At 74.8% G+C, this 15,763-nt stretch carries 14 protein-coding genes; 10 read left to right on the top strand and 4 right to left on the bottom strand.

The window, feature by feature from the left end; translation table 11 throughout:
* The 3 genes from LQ222_RS24765 to LQ222_RS24755 all read left to right on the top strand — a co-directional run.
* Window positions 1–3,210, top strand: a 3,210-nt coding sequence (locus LQ222_RS24765; protein WP_230169550.1) for a non-ribosomal peptide synthetase, incomplete at its 5' end; no start/stop codon positions are given.
* On the top strand, window positions 3,207–4,547 hold the full coding sequence (locus LQ222_RS24760; RefSeq protein WP_230169549.1) for a glycosyltransferase: 1,341 nt from the start codon (window positions 3,207–3,209) through the stop codon (window positions 4,545–4,547). The genes LQ222_RS24765 and LQ222_RS24760, both read left to right, overlap by 4 nt.
* Entirely contained in the window at window positions 4,537–5,520 is a 984-nt protein-coding gene (locus LQ222_RS24755) for a TauD/TfdA family dioxygenase (protein WP_230169548.1), read from the top strand. Before LQ222_RS24760 ends, LQ222_RS24755 begins: the two co-directional genes overlap by 11 nt.
* Before the next feature lie 183 nt (window positions 5,521–5,703).
* Here the strand turns inward: LQ222_RS24755 and LQ222_RS24750 are convergent, their stop codons facing one another.
* A complete protein-coding gene (locus LQ222_RS24750; RefSeq protein ID WP_230169547.1) occupies window positions 5,704–6,663 on the bottom strand; it encodes a Rieske 2Fe-2S domain-containing protein in 960 nt (319 codons plus the stop codon).
* Between the two features lie 339 nt (window positions 6,664–7,002).
* Between LQ222_RS24750 and LQ222_RS24745 the strand changes: the two genes are divergently transcribed.
* The 7 genes from LQ222_RS24745 (at window position 7,003) to LQ222_RS24715 (ending at window position 12,581) form a co-directional block, all read left to right on the top strand.
* Window positions 7,003–8,169: a glutathionylspermidine synthase family protein gene (locus LQ222_RS24745; protein ID WP_230169546.1), complete on the top strand. Its 1,167-nt coding sequence runs from the start codon at window positions 7,003–7,005 to the stop codon at window positions 8,167–8,169.
* Between the two features lie 170 nt (window positions 8,170–8,339).
* Window positions 8,340–9,524, top strand: a complete 1,185-nt coding sequence (locus LQ222_RS24740) for a glutathionylspermidine synthase family protein (RefSeq protein ID WP_230169545.1) — start codon at window positions 8,340–8,342, stop codon at window positions 9,522–9,524.
* Between the two features lie 59 nt (window positions 9,525–9,583).
* Window positions 9,584–10,009 (top strand): DUF350 domain-containing protein, encoded by a 426-nt coding sequence (locus LQ222_RS24735; protein WP_230169544.1) that lies wholly within the window; start codon window positions 9,584–9,586, stop codon window positions 10,007–10,009.
* A gap of 9 nt (window positions 10,010–10,018) precedes the next feature.
* Window positions 10,019–11,062, top strand: coding sequence for a DUF1190 domain-containing protein (locus LQ222_RS24730; RefSeq protein WP_230169543.1), 1,044 nt, complete (start codon window positions 10,019–10,021; stop codon window positions 11,060–11,062).
* A gap of 3 nt (window positions 11,063–11,065) precedes the next feature.
* On the top strand, window positions 11,066–11,632 hold the full coding sequence (locus LQ222_RS24725) for a hypothetical protein (RefSeq protein ID WP_230169542.1): 567 nt from the start codon (window positions 11,066–11,068) through the stop codon (window positions 11,630–11,632).
* Complete coding sequence (locus tag LQ222_RS24720) at window positions 11,629–11,970, top strand: hypothetical protein (protein ID WP_230169541.1); 342 nt, start codon at window positions 11,629–11,631, stop codon at window positions 11,968–11,970. The genes LQ222_RS24725 and LQ222_RS24720 overlap by 4 nt, the downstream gene beginning before the upstream one ends.
* Window positions 11,967–12,581, top strand: a complete 615-nt coding sequence (locus LQ222_RS24715) for a hypothetical protein (RefSeq protein WP_230169540.1) — start codon at window positions 11,967–11,969, stop codon at window positions 12,579–12,581. Before LQ222_RS24720 ends, LQ222_RS24715 begins: the two co-directional genes overlap by 4 nt.
* 122 nt (window positions 12,582–12,703) lie before the next feature.
* On the opposite strand, the gene LQ222_RS24710 is transcribed toward LQ222_RS24715, so the two are convergent.
* From LQ222_RS24710 to LQ222_RS24700, 3 genes are all read right to left on the bottom strand, one after another.
* Window positions 12,704–13,774 (bottom strand): galactose oxidase, encoded by a 1,071-nt coding sequence (locus LQ222_RS24710; protein ID WP_230169539.1) that lies wholly within the window; start codon window positions 13,772–13,774, stop codon window positions 12,704–12,706.
* Window positions 13,775–13,826: 52 nt separating this feature from the next.
* Window positions 13,827–15,494: a hypothetical protein gene (locus LQ222_RS24705; protein WP_230169538.1), complete on the bottom strand. Its 1,668-nt coding sequence runs from the start codon at window positions 15,492–15,494 to the stop codon at window positions 13,827–13,829.
* 85 nt (window positions 15,495–15,579) lie between these two features.
* On the bottom strand, window positions 15,580–15,763 hold a 184-nt coding region (locus LQ222_RS24700), incomplete at its 5' end, for a hypothetical protein (protein WP_230169537.1).

Raw genomic sequence — 15,763 nt, 5'->3', positions numbered from 1 at the left:
GGCGAGTTGGTGGCGCAGGCCGAAGGGCCCGACCTGCCGCCGCCGGTGGGCCCCGTGGCGGTCTCGGGTTCGCTGGCGGCGCGCGATGCGGAGGCGGACCTGGCCTTGTGGCGCGACCGGCTGGCCGGCGCGGAACCGACGCCGCTGGGCGGACGCGCGGCCGCCGGCCCGGCGCGCGCGACGGCGCGGCAGGACCGGCGCATCGCCGCCGCGCCGCTGCTGGCCTTCGCGCGGCAGGCCGGCGTGACACCCGCCACGCTGGTGGCAGCCGCCTGGGGCCTGGCGCTGGCGGACCAGGCGGGGCGCGACGAAGCCGTGTTCGGCATGACCAGCAGCGGTCGCCCCGCCGACCTGCCTGGCGCCGAGACCGCGGTCGGCCTGTTCCTGACCGTGCTGCCGGTGCGCCTCGCGATCGACGCCGCCGCCGCGCCCGCCGCCTTCCTGCGGCGGCTGCAGACCGACCTCGCGGCCCTGCGCGCGCATGAACGCTGCCCGCCGGCCGACCTGCTGGCGGCGGCGGGGCTGCCGGCCGGCACCACGCTGGCGACCAGCCTGTTCACCTACGAGAACTACCCGACCGACCCGTCGCTGGCGGCGCCGCGCGCGCAGGGGCCGCGCATCGCGGCGGTGCAGGCGATGGAGCAATCCTCCTTCCCGCTGTCGCTGCTGGCGGGGCTGGAGGGCGAGGCGATGCTGCTCTCGTTGCGCCACGACCCGGCGCGCTTCACGGCGGCGGAGGCGGCGCGGCGGCTCGACCAGGTGGCCGCGCTGCTGGCGGGCTTCGCCACCGCCGCGACGCTCGGCGCGCTGTTGCCGCGCGGCGGCACGGAAGGCTTCGAGGCCGGCCCCGCGATCGACCACGGCACAGCGACGTTGCACGCGCTGGTGCTGGCCCAGGCGGCGCGCACGCCCGCTGCGCCGGCGGTGCTGTGGGGCGGGACGCGCATGACCTATGCCGCGCTGGCGGCGCGCGCGCGGGGCGTGGCCGGTGCCTTGCAGGCGGCCGGTGTCGCGCGCGGCGATGTGGTGGGCCTGGCGGCCGAACGCGGCGAGGCGCTGCTGCCCGCGCTGCTCGGCATCCTGATGGCGGGCGCGGCGTGGTGCCCGCTGGAGCCCGACCAGCCGGCGCCGCGCCGCGCCGCCATGGCCGCCGCTGCGCGGCTGCGCGTGGTGCTGTGCGGGCCGGGCATCGCGGCGCCGGAGGGCTGCGCCGGCCTGCCACTGGATGCGGCGGCGGATGCGGCCACGCTGCCGGCGCTGGCCGGCGCCGACACCGCCTATGTGCTGTTCACCTCGGGTTCGACCGGGCGGCCGAAGGGTGTCGCGGTGTCGCATGCCGCCATCGTCAACCGGCTGGCCTGGATGCAGCGCGCCTATCCGATCGGTGCGAGCGACCGCGTGTTGCAGAAGACGCCGCTCGGCTTCGATGTGTGCGTCTGGGAATTGTTCTGGGCGCTGACGGCGGGCGCGGCGGTGGTGGTGGCCCCGCCCGGCGCGCATCGCGACCCCGACGCACTGGCCGCCGAGATGCGCGCGCGCGATGTCGGCGTGCTTCATTTCGTGCCGTCGATGCTGCGCGCCTTCCTGGACACACCCGGCATCGCGGCGCGCTGCGGCACGCCGCGCCTGGTCTTCACCAGCGGCGAGGCGCTGACACCCGACCTGGTCGCCGCCTGGCGCAGGCACTTCGCCGCGCCGCTGCACAACCTGTACGGCCCGACCGAGGCGGCGGTGGACGTCACCGCCTGGCCCTGCGGCGCGGCGGAGGCAGCCGGCGAGGTGCCGATCGGCCGCCCGGTGGACAATGTGGTCGCGCGGGTGCTGGACGGCGCGATGCGGCGCGTGCCGGCGGGCGCGCAGGGCGGGTTGTGGCTCGGTGGCGTGCAGCTCGCGACCGGCTATGTCGGCGCGCCGGCGCTGACCGCCGATGCCTTCCGCCCCGACCCTTTCGGTGCGCCCGGCGCGCGGCTGTATCGCACCGGCGATGTCGCGTCCTGGCGGGTGGATGGCGCGCTGCTCTATCGCGGGCGATCCGACGCGCAGGTGAAGCTGCGCGGCGTGCGGATCGAGACCGGCGAGGTCGAGGCCGCGCTGCTCGCCCACCCGGATGTGCGCGAGGCGGCGGTGCGGCTGGTCGGCGACCGCCTGGTGGCCTGGGTGGCGCCGGGCGTCCCGCCGGATATCGACGCTGTCCTGGCGGCGCGGCTGCCGGCGGCGATGCGGCCGGCCGCTCTGGTGCCGGTGGCGCGCATGCCGCTGACGCCGAGCGGCAAGCTGGACCGCCGGGCGCTGGCGGAACCGGCGCCGGTGCAGGCCGTGGCGCTGCCGCGTGGGGCGCTGGAATTGCGCGTGGCCGCGCTGGCCGGGCAGGTGTTGGGCACCGTGCCGGGGCCGCAGGACGACCTGCTGGCGCTGGGGTTGCATTCGCTGGCCGCGGTGCGGCTGGCGAACCTGCTGCGGCGGGAATTCGGCGCGGCGCCGGGACTTGGTGCGCTGCATGCGGCGCCGAATGTCGCGGCGCTGGCGGGGGCGCTGGCGGGGGTGGCGCAGCCGGCCTCGCCGCTGGTGCGGCTGCGCGGCGGCGCCGGGCGGGCGCTCGTGCTGGTGCATCCGCTGGGCGGCGATGTCGCCTGCTTCCTGCGGCTGGCGGTGCGGTGCGACCGGCCGGTGCTGGCGCTGCAATCGCGCGGGCTGCTTGGCGGCGAGCCCGCCGCCAGCATTGAGGCGATGGCCGAGGACTACGTCGCGGCGCTGCGCGACGCCGCGCCAGGTCCGGTCACGCTCGCCGGCTATTCGATGGGCTGCGCGGTGGCCTTCGAGATGGCGCGGCGGCTCGGCGCCGACCTGCATCGCCTGGTGCTGCTGGACGGCGCGGCCGGCGGTGCGGGGGATGCGCTGCCCGATGCGGCGCTGTCGCTCGACCAGGCGCGCGCGCAGGGGCTGCTGCCGGAGGGCTTCTCGCCCGAACAGGCGGCGCGTTTGCGCGATGTGGCGCAGGCGAACCAGCGCGCGCTGGCGTCCTGGCGGCCGGCCCCGGCGGATCTCGCCGCCACGCTGCTGCGCACCGACCCGGCGGCGGGCGACTTCGGCTGGGGTGCCGTCGCGCTGGGCGGGGTCGCCATCCATGACATCGCGGCGGCGCATGCGGCGCTGCTCGACGAACCCCATGTCGCGGCCGTCGCCGCCATACTCCAGGAAGCATCGGCATGAAGCGGATCGCGATCGTCGCATCGGGGTCGATGGGCGATGTGCGCCCCTATGGCGTGCTGGCCGCCGGCTTCGCGCGCGCCGGCTGGGATGCCGGGCTGGTGGCCAATGCCGGCTACGAGGCGCTGGCGCGCTCGGTCGGCGTGAGCTGGTTCGCCGAGGCGCTCACCAACCTCGATGGCGTGATCGCCTGGCAGCGCCGGCAGAACGCGCAGGAACCCGGCATCTTCGACAAATCGGTGTGGGATGCCTGGTTCGCCGGCTACCCGCCGCTGGTCGCGGCGCTGCGCGGCGCCGATGTGGTGGTCAGCCGCATCCCCTGGATCGGCGATGCGGCGCGCATGCTGGGCATTCCCTTCGTGATGGCGCCGAACCTGCCGCGCGAGGGCCTGCGGCCGGACCTGCCGCGCGTGCCCGTCGGCGCGCCGATCGGCGCGATGGTGCGCCGCCGCCGTGCCTGCGCGCGTCTGCCCGGCGTGGTGGCGGCGCTGAACGTGCTGGGGCATCTGGGCGTGGTGCCGGAACGCATCGGACTGCTGTGGCACGAACGGCGCAGCCTGCCGGCGCTGTTCGGCCTGCAGCGGCGCCACCGCGAGGCGCTGGCGGCCTTGGGCAACGAGGCCGAGCGCGCGCGCCTCGCCAAGCCCGGCCGCCCGCTGCTGGAACTGGTCGGGTTGAGCGAGCAGGTGCTGCCGCCGCGGCCCAGCGAACGCTTCACCGGCATCTGGAAAGGGCCCGCCGCGGGCTACACGCCGCCGCCGGAGCTCGCCCGACTGGTCGACCACCCGGACAAGGCGGTGTTCATCGGCTATGGCTCGGTGCCGTGCATGCCGGATGGCGCCGATTTCGCCGGGATGTCGCGCCGCGTGGCGGAAGCCATTCGCATCGCCGGCATCCGCGCGCTGATCGCCCCCGGCTGGGGCGGCCTCGGCTGGCCGGCCGAGGCCGGGCCGCTTCCCGAGGGCGTGGTGGTGATGGACGGCGTGGCGCATGAATGGCTGTTCCCGCGCCTGGGTGCGGTGGTGCACCATTGCGGCGTCGGCACCGCCATGGCGGCGCTGGCCGCCGGCATCCCGTCCGTGCCGGTGCCCTTCCTGCAGGACGAGCCGTTCTGGGCCTGGCGCCTGCACGACCTGGGCGTGGCGCCGGAGCCGATCGACCCGATGCACCTGACGGCGGCGGGCCTGGCGGCGGCGATCCGCGCGGCGCTGGACGACCAGGCGATGCGCGCCCGCGCCGCGGCGATCGGCGCGGCGATGGCCGAGGAGGACGGGATCGGCACCACGGTGCGGATGGTGGAGGAGGCCCTGGGGATGCGGCAGGTGCGCGATGCGGCTTGATGGCAGCCGCCGCCGGGCAGGCGGCACCGAGGCGCTGGTGACCACCGAACCGCCCCGCGAGGGCACGTCCCTGCCGCTGCTGGTGCGCCCGGCGCGGCCCGATGTCGCGCTGGAAGGCTGGATCGCGGCGAATCGCGACACGCTGCGCGGCTGGCTCGACACCCATGTCGCGGTGCTGTTCCGCGGCTTCGCGAGTGGCGATGCGTCGGGGCTTGGCGGCCTGTTGCGCGCGGCGGGGGCGGAACCGCTGGACTACACGGAACGCTCCTCCCCGCGCCGCGCGGTGGGCGACCGCGTCTTCACCAGCACCGAGCACCCGGCCCATGCCGAGATCCCGCTGCACAACGAGAACAGCTACCAGGCGGGCTGGCCGCGGATGCTGCTGTTCCTGTGCCGCGTCGCGGCCGCGACCGGCGGCGAGACCCCGCTGGCCGACACCCGGCGCATCCATGCGCGCATCGACCCGGCGCTGGTCGCGCGCTTCGCGCAGCATGGCGTGATGTACCGGCGATGCTTCGATGGCCGGCTCGGCCTGCCCTGGCAGGAGGTGTTCGGCACCGACGAACCGGCCGAGGCGGAACGCCGCTGCACCCAGCGCGGGCTGCGCTTCGCCTGGCGCGCGGATGGCGCGCTGCGGACCGAGGCGGTGCGCCCGCTGGTGGACCGCCACCCGGGCACCGGCGCGCCGATCTGGTTCAACCACGCGCTGTTCTTCCACCCGTCCTCGCTGGATGCGGAAGCGCGCGCCGCGCTGGCCGGCGTGGCATCGGTGGACCTGCCGAGCGACACGCTGTTCGGCGACGGCACGCCGATCCCCGACGACGCCGTGGCCGCGCTGCGCGCCGCCCATGCCGCCGAGACGGTGCGCGTGCCCTGGGAACAGGGCGACCTGCTGGTGGTGGACAACATGCTGGCCGCGCATGGGCGCGGGCCCTTCACCGGCCGGCGCGAGGTGCTGGTGGCGATGGGGTGAGGAAGGCTTCTTCTTGCCTCAAGCGCCGGCGCGCCCATGCGGGCGCTTGGCTTGCGCGCCGTGCACTGTCGCGCTGGGCGCGGCGGGCGGGCCGGGCGCGGTCGCGCCGTGCGCTCCCGGCCCGATGCGGTGCATCGGGCCGATGTGTTGGCGGTGGGGAGGTGGCTGCGGGCGCTTGGTCGGCTACCCGGCCGCCGCCGGGTAGAACTGGCTGTACCAGGCGCGGAACTGGCGGATCGGCCCGTCCACCGTGCTCAGCGGCGGGCGTTCGACATACATCTTGTGCGCCCAGATCAGCCGGTCGAGGTGGAATTGCCGCTCCGTCTCGCGGCAGCCCTGTTCGGCGATCTGGCCCGCCATCGCGGGGTCGAGCGGCACGCCCGGATCCGGCAGCACGTCGTAGGTGCAGCGCACGTGACAGAGGCGGTCATCCACCGGCGTCACGTACAGCAGCAACTGCACGCTGAAGGGCGCCGGGCCGATGCGCGACACGCCTTCGAGGTAGCCGGGGCCGTGCAGCGTGGTCTCGCCGCTGTAGGTCAGGTCGCCGGCGCTGCCATGGCCGCGCAGGCGCAGCGTCGCGCCATCGGCCTCGAGCGATTCATGGCTCCAGGGGCCGAAGCTGTGGACCGATTCGAGGTGACGGAAATCGGTGTTGTTCTCCATCACCTCCTGCGCATGGACCACCACGTCGTCCATGAAGAAATGCGCGCCGATGGCGGGGCCGGCGGGCAGCTTGTGGGTGGCCGGCTGCCAGGATGGCGGGCCGCCGGCGGCATCGTGCCAGGTGCAGATCACGCCGTTGCGCTCGACCACGGGGAAGGTGCCGACATCGACCTTCATCGGCCGGTCGGCCCAGGGGATCGCGGTGCAGGCGCCGTCGGGGCCGAAGCGCCAGTGGTGGAAGGGGCAGCGGATCTCATCGCCCTCGATCGTGCCGCCATGGCCCATATGCGCGCCCAGATGCGGGCAATAGGCATCCATCAGCACGGCGCGGCCGGACTGGCCGCGATAGAGCACGAGCTCGCGGCCGAAATAGTGCAGCGCGCGCAATTCCCCCGGCGCCACGTCGCGCGAGAAGGCGACCGCGAACCAGCCGGTCGGGTAGCGGGGCAGCGGGTTGCGCACCGGCGGCGTGGACATTCTCGTGGGACCCTGCGCGGACATCGGCGCCGAGGATAGAGCATCGGCGCACGCCGCCAAACGTCGGCGGCGCGGCGGCGCGTCGGGGCGCGCGGTGAGGGCTCGGGCGCAGATCCCGCTCGGATGGAATCCGCTGTCCGGGAGAGGCTGCTCGCGGGAACAATGCCCCGGAGGCGTTGCAGCGCGCCGCGGCACGCGGAACCGGCTCCCATGTCCCGATCGGACGTCCTTCAGCCTTCCGGTCCAGGCCACCCGGCCTTGTCGTCAGCGGCGCGCATATCCCTTCCGTTCGTCCGCAGAACCGACGACCTTCCGGGGCAGGACACCAGGATGCGCCCCATGGCCCACCCACCGCCCGCGATCGCGCGCCATCGCCTGCCGCGCGACGATGCCTTCCCGCGGCGCGCCGAGGCGCTGGGCTTCACCTTCCACGCGCCCGACGATCGCGAATACTGGACGCGCGATGCCTGCTACGCGCTCACCGACCGCGCGGTGGCATCGCTGGAGGCCGCGGCGCGCGAGCTCGACGCCATGATCGGCGCGGCGGTCGATGCCGTGGTGCGCCGCGGCGACTACGCCGCCTTCGGCTTCACCGACCGGCTCGCCGCCCTGGTCGAGGCCTCGCACCGCGCCGCCGAGCCGTCCCTGTACGGCCGCTTCGACTTCCGCCTGGCCCCGGATGGCGCCATCAAGCTGTTCGAATTCAACGCCGAGACGCCGGCCGCGCTGCTCGAAGCCGCGGTCGTGCAGCTCGCCTGGTTCGAGGAAGCCCCCGCGGCGCGCCTCGGGTCCGACCAGTGGAACCGCATCGACGATGCGCTGGTGGCGCGCTGGCCGGCGCTGCGGCTGCCGCCGCTGGTTCACTTCGCCGCCGAGCACCACCGCGAGGACGAGGTCGCGCAGGTCGCCTACCTGATGGCGACCGCGCGCGCCGCCGGCCACGAGGCCGCATTCCTGCCGGTCGAGGAGATCTCGTGGCAGGAGGGCCCCGGCTTCGTGACACCCGCAGGCACGCCGCTGCGCGCCTGCTTCAAGCTGTATCCCTGGGACTGGCTGGATGCCGAGGAAGGCGGCCGGCTGCTGCCGCTCGGCCGCACCCGCTGGATCGAGCCGGCGCGGCGCATGGTCGCGGCGAACAAGGCGATCCTGGTCACATTGTGGGAGATGTTCCCGGGCCATCCTCTGCTGCTGCCGGCCGCGCTCGACCGCGCCGCGATCGACGGGCCGGCGATCGGCAAGCCGGCGCTGGGGCTGGAAGGGCACGGCATGCGCGTGGAGGGCGTGGCGGAGGATGTCTCGACCGACATCGCGGAAGGTTTGCCACCATCGCCCACCATCTGGCAGGCTTGGTCGCCGCTGCCGGGACACGCGACGCCGCAGGGCGACGCCTTTCCCGTCATGGGCGTCTGGATGGTGGGCAACGAGCCCTGCGGGCTCGGCATACGGGAGGGAGACGAGCTGGTGACGACGCTCGAGGACCGCTTCGTGCCGCATGTGGTGCTGTAGTGCCGCTGGGCCGCCATGCGCCCGCCGTCGCCGGGCCGGGCGCTAGTGTCACGGTTCCGATGGCCTGCGGGCGTCGTCTTCGGGCCACCGCCCGTTGTCTTCAATGGCCTGCCGCTCCGTTGCCTGCGTGCGGAAGCCCGCGCACTTCGCGGGCCGGGCGCTAGCGCGGCATGACCTATCCGCCGTTCCAGCGCATCCCCATCCGCACGCCCGCCGAGGCCGAGGCCCGGCTGCGCGAGCTCGGCATGCTGGCGCCCAATGCCGATGGCGTGGCCTGGTGGGTGACCGATGCCGCCTATCTGATCGACGCGGCGCTGGTCGATCGCGTCTTTGCCGCGGCGAAGGGCATCCAGGCCCGCTGCTACGCGGCGGTCGAGGCGATCGTGGCCAGCGGCGACTTCTCCTATTTCGGCATCCGCAACCCGGCGATGCAGGCCGCCATCGCGAAATCCTGGGCGGCCAAGGACACGCCGCTGCACGGGCGGATGGACTTCACCTTCGCGCCCGATGGCACGCCCTTCCTGCTCGACTACGAGGCCGATTCGCCCTTCGGCCTGGCTGAGGCCGGCTACGTCCAGTGGGAATGGTTCGAAGCCTGGCAGGCGGCCAACAACGCCAGTTCCGACAGCCAGGAGAACCTGATCTACGAAACCTACAGCGCGCATATCCCGCGCGCCGGCATGCCCGTGCGGTTCGCCATCGCGGTCGGCGGCGACACGCAGCCCGATGGCCGCCCCGGCGATACCGGCGAACGCTTCGACGCTGAGTTCATCGCCGAGATGGCGCGCGCAGCGGGGTTGCGCCCGTCGATCTGCTCGATCGGCCGGGTCGGATGGGATCTCGATGCGAAGGCCTTCGTCGACGACACCGACGAGGTCCTGCAGATGCTGGTCAAGATCTATCCCTGGGACTGGATGGAGGACGAGCCGAATGTCGACGTGCTGCCCGAATGCCGCACGCGCATCCTGCCCGGCGCCTGGACCCGGCTGGTCGCGGACAAGACCATGATGGCGCTGCTGTGGCACCAGGCGCCCGGCGCGCCGAACCTGCTGCCGACCTTTCTCGATCGCCCGGGGCAGGGGGCGATGGTGGCCAAGCCGCGCCGCGGCTGGGATGGCGAGCATGTCTACCTGCCCGGCGAGACGCCCGGCGCGGTGCCCGAGGACGAGATGGGCCCGCTGCTGTTCCAGGCGCATTGCCCGCTGCCGGTCTTCAGGGCGCCGGGTGGCGACGTCCATGCCAACCTGTCCGTCTGGATGGTCGGCGGCGAACCTGCCGGTATCGCCTTCCGTGAATCGCGCGGCCCCGTGACCGGCCCGGCCGCGCGCTTCGTGCCGCATATCCTGCGCGGGTAGTGACCGTGATGCGCCGCGGCCACGGCCCCTGACGCGCGCCAAGAAGGAAAGTTCCGCGAATGTCCGCCGCCGAGATCCTCAGCCTTTTCCCCGCCACCTTCCTCGGCTTCCTCGTCGCCTTCTCGCTCGGCGCGGTGTTCTGGATCGCCGGGCTGGTGGTGGTCTCGCTCATCACGCCGCATTCGGAACTCAGGCTGCTGCGCGCGGGCAACCTGCCCTGCGCGCTGGCCTTCGGCGGCAAGGCGCTGGGCATGGTGCTGCCGATCGCCGCGGTGGCGCGCACCGCGGCCGGCCCGCTCGACCAGATCATCTGGTGCATCGTCGCCGTCGCGGTGCAGCTCGTGGTGCACCTGATCCTGACCACGCTGCTGGAAGGCCGCCTCAAGGAGGAGATCGAGGCCGACAAGCTGGGCGGTGCCGCGGTGTTCATCGCCTTCATGCAGGTCGGCGCCGGCGTGCTCAACAACGCCGTCATGTCGGGCTGACGCGCCGGCATGCTGCATCCGCCGCCCCCATCGCCCCGCCGTTCGCGCACCGTGCGCGCCGCGGCGCTGGTCACCCTCGGCCTCGGCGTGGCGGGGTGCGACGACACGCCGCCCGGCGACCTGCCCGGCGCGGCCGAGGCCCGCATCGAAGCCTGCCGCGCGGCGCATCGGCGCCTCGGCGAGGACCCCGCGCGCTGCGACCTGCTGGAACGCGCGGTGGCGCGCGAACAGGCCGAGACGCGCCCGCGCTTCGTCACCGTCAATGCCTGCGAAACCCTGTTCGGCCGCGGCGCCTGCGAGGGCGAGACGCTGGCCGCCGTGCCGCCCGGCTGGCGCCCCGCGCTGGCCGGCTGGTCGCGCGTGCCCGGGCAGATGACCGCCGTGCAGCCGGTGGTGCGCGACCGCGACGGCACCGCCTGGGCGCTGCCCGAACCGGCGGCGGCCGTCGCCGGCGGCGTGGCGCAGCAGGTCCAGCCGCGCCAGGTCGCGACGCTCGACTACGCGGCCAGCGCGCGCGCGCCGCTGCAGGTCTCGCTGGCCTATTACCGCCTGGCGCCGGTCTATCCCGACCAGGCGCTGTGCGCCGCCGAATGGCAGTCCTGCGAGGGCTTCGACCTGCCACTGCCGACCCGCTTCGCCACCGAGGAAGCCTGCCGCGCCACCTGGAGCCAATGCAACGAGGTCGAGATCCCGCCCGCCGCGCTGGTCGCGGCCGCCGTGGCCGGCGGCGCGGCGGCGGCGTCGCGCAGCAGCTGGGGCGGCTACAATTCCTTCTGGGTGCATCGCTACGGCGGCGGCATCGGGCCGCGATACCAGGGCTGGACCTGGACCGCCGACCGCTACCCGACCGCGGCCTATCGCCCCGCCGTGGGCACCGGGCCGCTGCGCGCGTGGGACAGCGGCAGCCGCACGCTGGGCCAGGCCAACCGCATGGGCGTCTATGCCGGGCCCGCCGGGCAGCGGCTGACGGGCTCGACGGTGTCGCGGCCGACCTCCGCCATCACGCGCGCGGGGTTCGGTTCGACCGGCGCCGGCTATTCGTCGGGGGGCTGAGCGATGGCCGCCACCGCCCGGTCGCAAGGCACGCTGCGCGCCCAGGACCGCGCGCCCGCCGCGCCCGAGACGCTGCTGACCGACCGCCAGCGCCGGCTGGTCTTCGCGCTGGTCGCGGCCGGGGTGACCTATCTGCTGGTGGGCCTGCTGATGCCGCCGCGCGGCGGCGCCTTCTGGGCGGCCTTCATGCTGGCGCCGCCGATCCTCGGCGGGGTCGCGGCGCTGTTCGGCGGCCGGCAGGGCCTCGATGCCTGGTTGCTGACCGGCGGGGTGCGGCATCGCGCGGCGCCGCCCGCCCCGCTGGGCGAACCGGCCCGCCAGGCGCTGCGCATCGCGCTGGTGCCGGCGCTGCTGGCCGAACTCTCGCGCGCCAGCGCGGGGCTGCAGCCGGCCGAGAAGGCCGCCGCCGGACGCCTGCTGGAGGCCGCCATCGGCGCCTGGAACGCCGCCGCGGATGACACTGCCCGCGCCGCCATCGCGCAGGCATTGCCGCGGCTGGTCGCGGGGCTGGTGGCCGGTGGGCCCGACGCGATCCGCGCCGCCGACGCCTTCGTGGGAGGTGCCCGATGAACCCGCCCGCCCTGCGTGCCCGCCTGCTGGTGATCTGCGCCGCCGTGCTGGTGCTGCTGGGCGGGATGCTGTTCGCGATCGGGCGCTGGAACGCCGCCGAGGCCGACCGCGCCTTCGTCGAGGCCGCCGCGCGCGCCGCGGCGTTGCCGGCGACCACCCTGCCGCCGCGCTACTGGGCGCCGGTCGCGACCGCGCGGCCCGGCCCGACCGTCGCGCAGCGGATCGAGGCGATCGAGGCCGCGCGCAGCCTGCCCGCGGCGCCGGTCCGGCCGCCATCGCCGCCGCCCGCGGCCGCGGGCTCCGGGGCCTCCACCGCCAAGCCATCGGCCGCGCCATGATCCTCGGCATCCTGTTCCTCGTCGGCGCGGCGGTGCTGGTGGGGCTGGCCTGGCGCGGGCTGCGCCGGGTGGCGGATGGCAGCTGGGTGCGCGCGAGCGGCACGCGCATCGTGGTGCAGACCGCGCCGGGCGAGGCCGACCCGCAATTGCGCCTGGAAGCGGGCGGCGCCGTGGCGGTCGGCCCGATGGCGGCGATCTGGGCGCCGCGCACCCCGGTGTCGCGCGCGCTGGGCAACCCTGAGGCAGCATCCGGGCGGCTCGGCGGGGCGGTGGCGCCCGGCGGCTGGCGCGCCCTGGGCCTGGTCGACCTGACGGCGCCGGATGCCATCGGCAGCGGCGATGCGGCGCTCGATGCGCGCATCGCCGAGAGCCTCGGCGGTTCGGCCATCCTGCTGGCGCGCGAGGACGGCGCCGCGCCACCGATCCTGCTGCACGCCGTCGCGCGCGGCGCGGAGGGCAGCAATGGCGGCATCGCGCTGACCGCGGCCCGCTTCGGCGACCTCGCCGCGCGCCTCGGCGACCCCGCCGGACTCGCTGTCGATGTCGTGCGCCGGCGCATCCAGCGCGAGGGCTGGGGCGGGGAGCGCGCCCAGCGCAAGCGGGCGGGCTGATCCCCCGCCGCTGCCGGCGCGTTCCGATCCGCCGCACCCACCTGGTCGGGTGACGATGCACGCGGAAATGAGCGCGAACGGCGCTGCCGCGGGCCGAGGCGCGCGGCAGCGCCCTGGCGGCCTCAGCCGAGCGTGAAGGCCTCATTGATCGCGCTTTTCACGCCGCCGCCCATCTGCGGCCCGCCGCCGGCGACATAGATGCCCTCGCCGATGACCACCGCGCCCATGCCGTGGCGCGGGGTGAGCATGGGCGCATAGGCCTCCCAGGCGTTGGTGGCGGGGTTGAAGGCCTCGTTCTGGCCATAGACGCGGTTGGTGCCCTCGCCGCCCATGCAGAAGATGCGGTCGCGATACCAGACGCAGCCCTGGCCGGAGCGCGCCGTCGGGATGGGCGTGCGGAAGGTCCAGTCGTCGGTCTGCGGGTTCCAGGAATGATGCAGGTTGGAATTGGTGTGGAAGGTGTCGATCCGCCCGCCGATGATGTGGATGGCGCCGGCCACCACCACGATGCCGGTGTGGTCGCGCCCGACCGGCATGGGCTGGCGGCGCGAATAGCGGTCGGTCTGCGGGTCGTACACCAGGTGCCAGTCGATCGAGCGGCGATTGTCCGACCCGATGGCGCCGCCGATGATGTGGATCTTGCCATCCAGCGCGATGCAGGCCATCGCGCCGCAGGCTTCCGGCAGGCGGCGCAGATTGTGCCAGCGCGTGCCGTCGAAGGCGAAGGCGCCGTCATGCGGCGTGCGGTTCTGCTCGATGAAGCCGCCGAAGGCGTAGATGCGATCCCCCAGCGTCGCGACGCCCACATGGTTGGCGCCGCGCGGCAGCTGCGCCAGTTCCTCCCAGGCATTGGTGCGCGGGTCGTAGGCGTGGTGATAGGGGCGATCCACGCGCTGTTCGGCATAGCCGCCGATCAGGTGCATCCGGCCGCGGTATTCCACCGCCCAGGCCATTTCCGTGCGCGGGATGGGCAGCGGCGCCAGCGCCCGCCAGGCCCCCTGTTGCGCGGCGCGCGGTGCGGGGCTGTCGGTCACGGCGTGTTGCTGCGCGAGCTCGGGCAGGCCCATCCGCCCGGGCTGCGCCAGGCGTTCGAACTGCCCGCCGTGATGGGCATGCGGATTGCCCTGTGCGAGCGCCGGCGAGGCGGCCAGCGCCGCGCCCCCGGCCAGCAGCATGCGTCGGTTCAGCGACATCTCTCTCTCCACGACGGTTCCCGGCAGGCGCGTGGCCTTGCCCCGCCAGATTTCAGGCTACGCCGGCCAGGCGCAAGCCCCGCAGGAAGTGATCGACATCGCGCCGGCGCATGTAGGGTGCCGCGCGCCGGAAGCGTTGCAGCGTGAAGCCGGGGTCGATCTCCAGCAGCGCGCGCACCGCGGGGCGTGCCTCGGCATCGCGGCCGAGGTGACCGAGCGCGGCGATGCGCGCGCGCAGCGCCGCGGTGAAGCGCGGCTGCATCTGCAGCACCGCGCGCGCCATCTCTGCCGCGGCCTCGACATTGCCCAGCAGCATCTCGACGGTGGCGAGGCCGGCCTCGGTGAAGAAGGCATGCGGGTTGCGCGGCAGCAATTGCAGCGCGCGCTGCAGGTGCCGCCGCCCGGTCTCGAGCTCGCCCGAATACGCATGCGCCATGCCCGAGAAGGTCCAGGCCGCCGGCAGCGACGGGTTGATCGCCAGCGCCTGGCGGCACAGCGACAGGCCCTCGGGCACCTGGTGCTGGAGGAAGCCGCGCGCATGGCCGGCGATGGCCAGCCCGCGCGCATCCTTGGGGTCGAGCAGCACCGCCTGGTCGGAGGCGGCGGCGGCGGCGGCGAGCGCCTCGCGTTCGTTGGTGGCCCAGCCCTGGCCGACCAGCAGGATGTTCCAATAGGCCAGCCAGGCATGGGCGGCGGCGAGCCGCGGGTCGCGCTTCACCGCCATGCCCAGCACCTTGCCGGCGCGCAGGAAGGCATCGCGTTCCAGCCGGTAGATGTCCGGCAGCACGCGCATGACCAGGTCCTGCGCGCTGCTCTCCGAGAGCGGCACCGCCAATGCGCGATCGGCTTCGAGCAGCAGCAATTCGTGTTCGAGCCGCGCGCAGGCGAGGGCGGCGACTTCCTCGGCGAAGCCGGCCGGGCGGGCGGGGTCGGGCTCGGCGGTCAGCGACCACAGCACCGCGCCGCCGCCGGCGGCGTCGATGAAACGCAGCACGGCCTGCGGCCGGCTTTCGGACAAATGGATGTTCCCGGTCAGCAGGTAGTCCGCGGCCGGCACCGGGCGGCCCGGCACCTCGACCACCACGGCGACCGAGCGCAGCGCCGAGAGTGCGGCCAGCACCGCATCGTTCACCGCCGCATCCAGGTGGCCGACGCGCGGCCCGGCCAGGTTGCGCACCGGCAGCACCAGCACGGCGGGCCGCCGCGTCGCGGGCGTGCCGCGGTCGGCCGGGCGGGGTTCGGCGGCGGTGGGGTTGGCGGCGCCGGCCTCGGCGCGCGCGAGCCAATCGTCCAGCTGTGGGTCGATGCCGCGCAATTCGGGCAACAGGGGCCAGCCCTCGGTGCGCGGCGCGGTCTCGACCACCACGCGGTCGGCGCGCAGCCACAGGGATGACGCATCGGCGCCGAACGGATCGGCGGCACCGCCGAGCGGGCCGCCGCGCAGGTCGTGCAGCACGTCGCGCAGGCGCGCCAGTGCCTGGCGCATCTCGGTCCCGCTCCAGAGCAGCCCGGCCACCAGGCGGCGCGGCATGACATGCCCGGGTGCCAGGGCCAGCAGGGCCAGCAGCGCGCGCGGCCGCGCCCCGCCGGGCAGCAGCGATGCGCCGTCGGCGGCCAGCACCTGCAGCGTGTCGCCCAGGCGCAGCCGCAGCGGCGCCGCTGGCGTGGCGGGGTCGGCCGGGGGCGGCGCAGCGCCGACGCTTTCCGATGGGCTGAGCACGCAGGGGACCCTTCGATTGGCCGGGGCGCCGACGCGTTTCCGACGCCTGCCGACGCCGATACCTCATGCACGAAACCGCGAAAGATCAAGACTGATTTCCGCGCATTGGTTGATTTTTCGCCGGCAGGTCACGCCGCCGGCGCGTATCGCGAAGGACCCCGCCGTGAACCTGGTCGAGATCGGCTCCCCCCTGCGTCCGCCGCGCGGCCGCGGCCAGGCCCTTCAGCGTCGCCGCGCCGGCATCGCCCAGCGGGCCCAAGGCGGCGAGG

Source organism: Roseomonas sp. CECT 9278 (genome assembly GCF_918698155.1).
In the GTDB taxonomy this organism is placed as follows: domain Bacteria; phylum Pseudomonadota; class Alphaproteobacteria; order Acetobacterales; family Acetobacteraceae; genus Neoroseomonas.
Note: the sequence above shows the minus strand (reverse complement) of the source record. Positions and strands in the feature narration are given on the sequence as shown.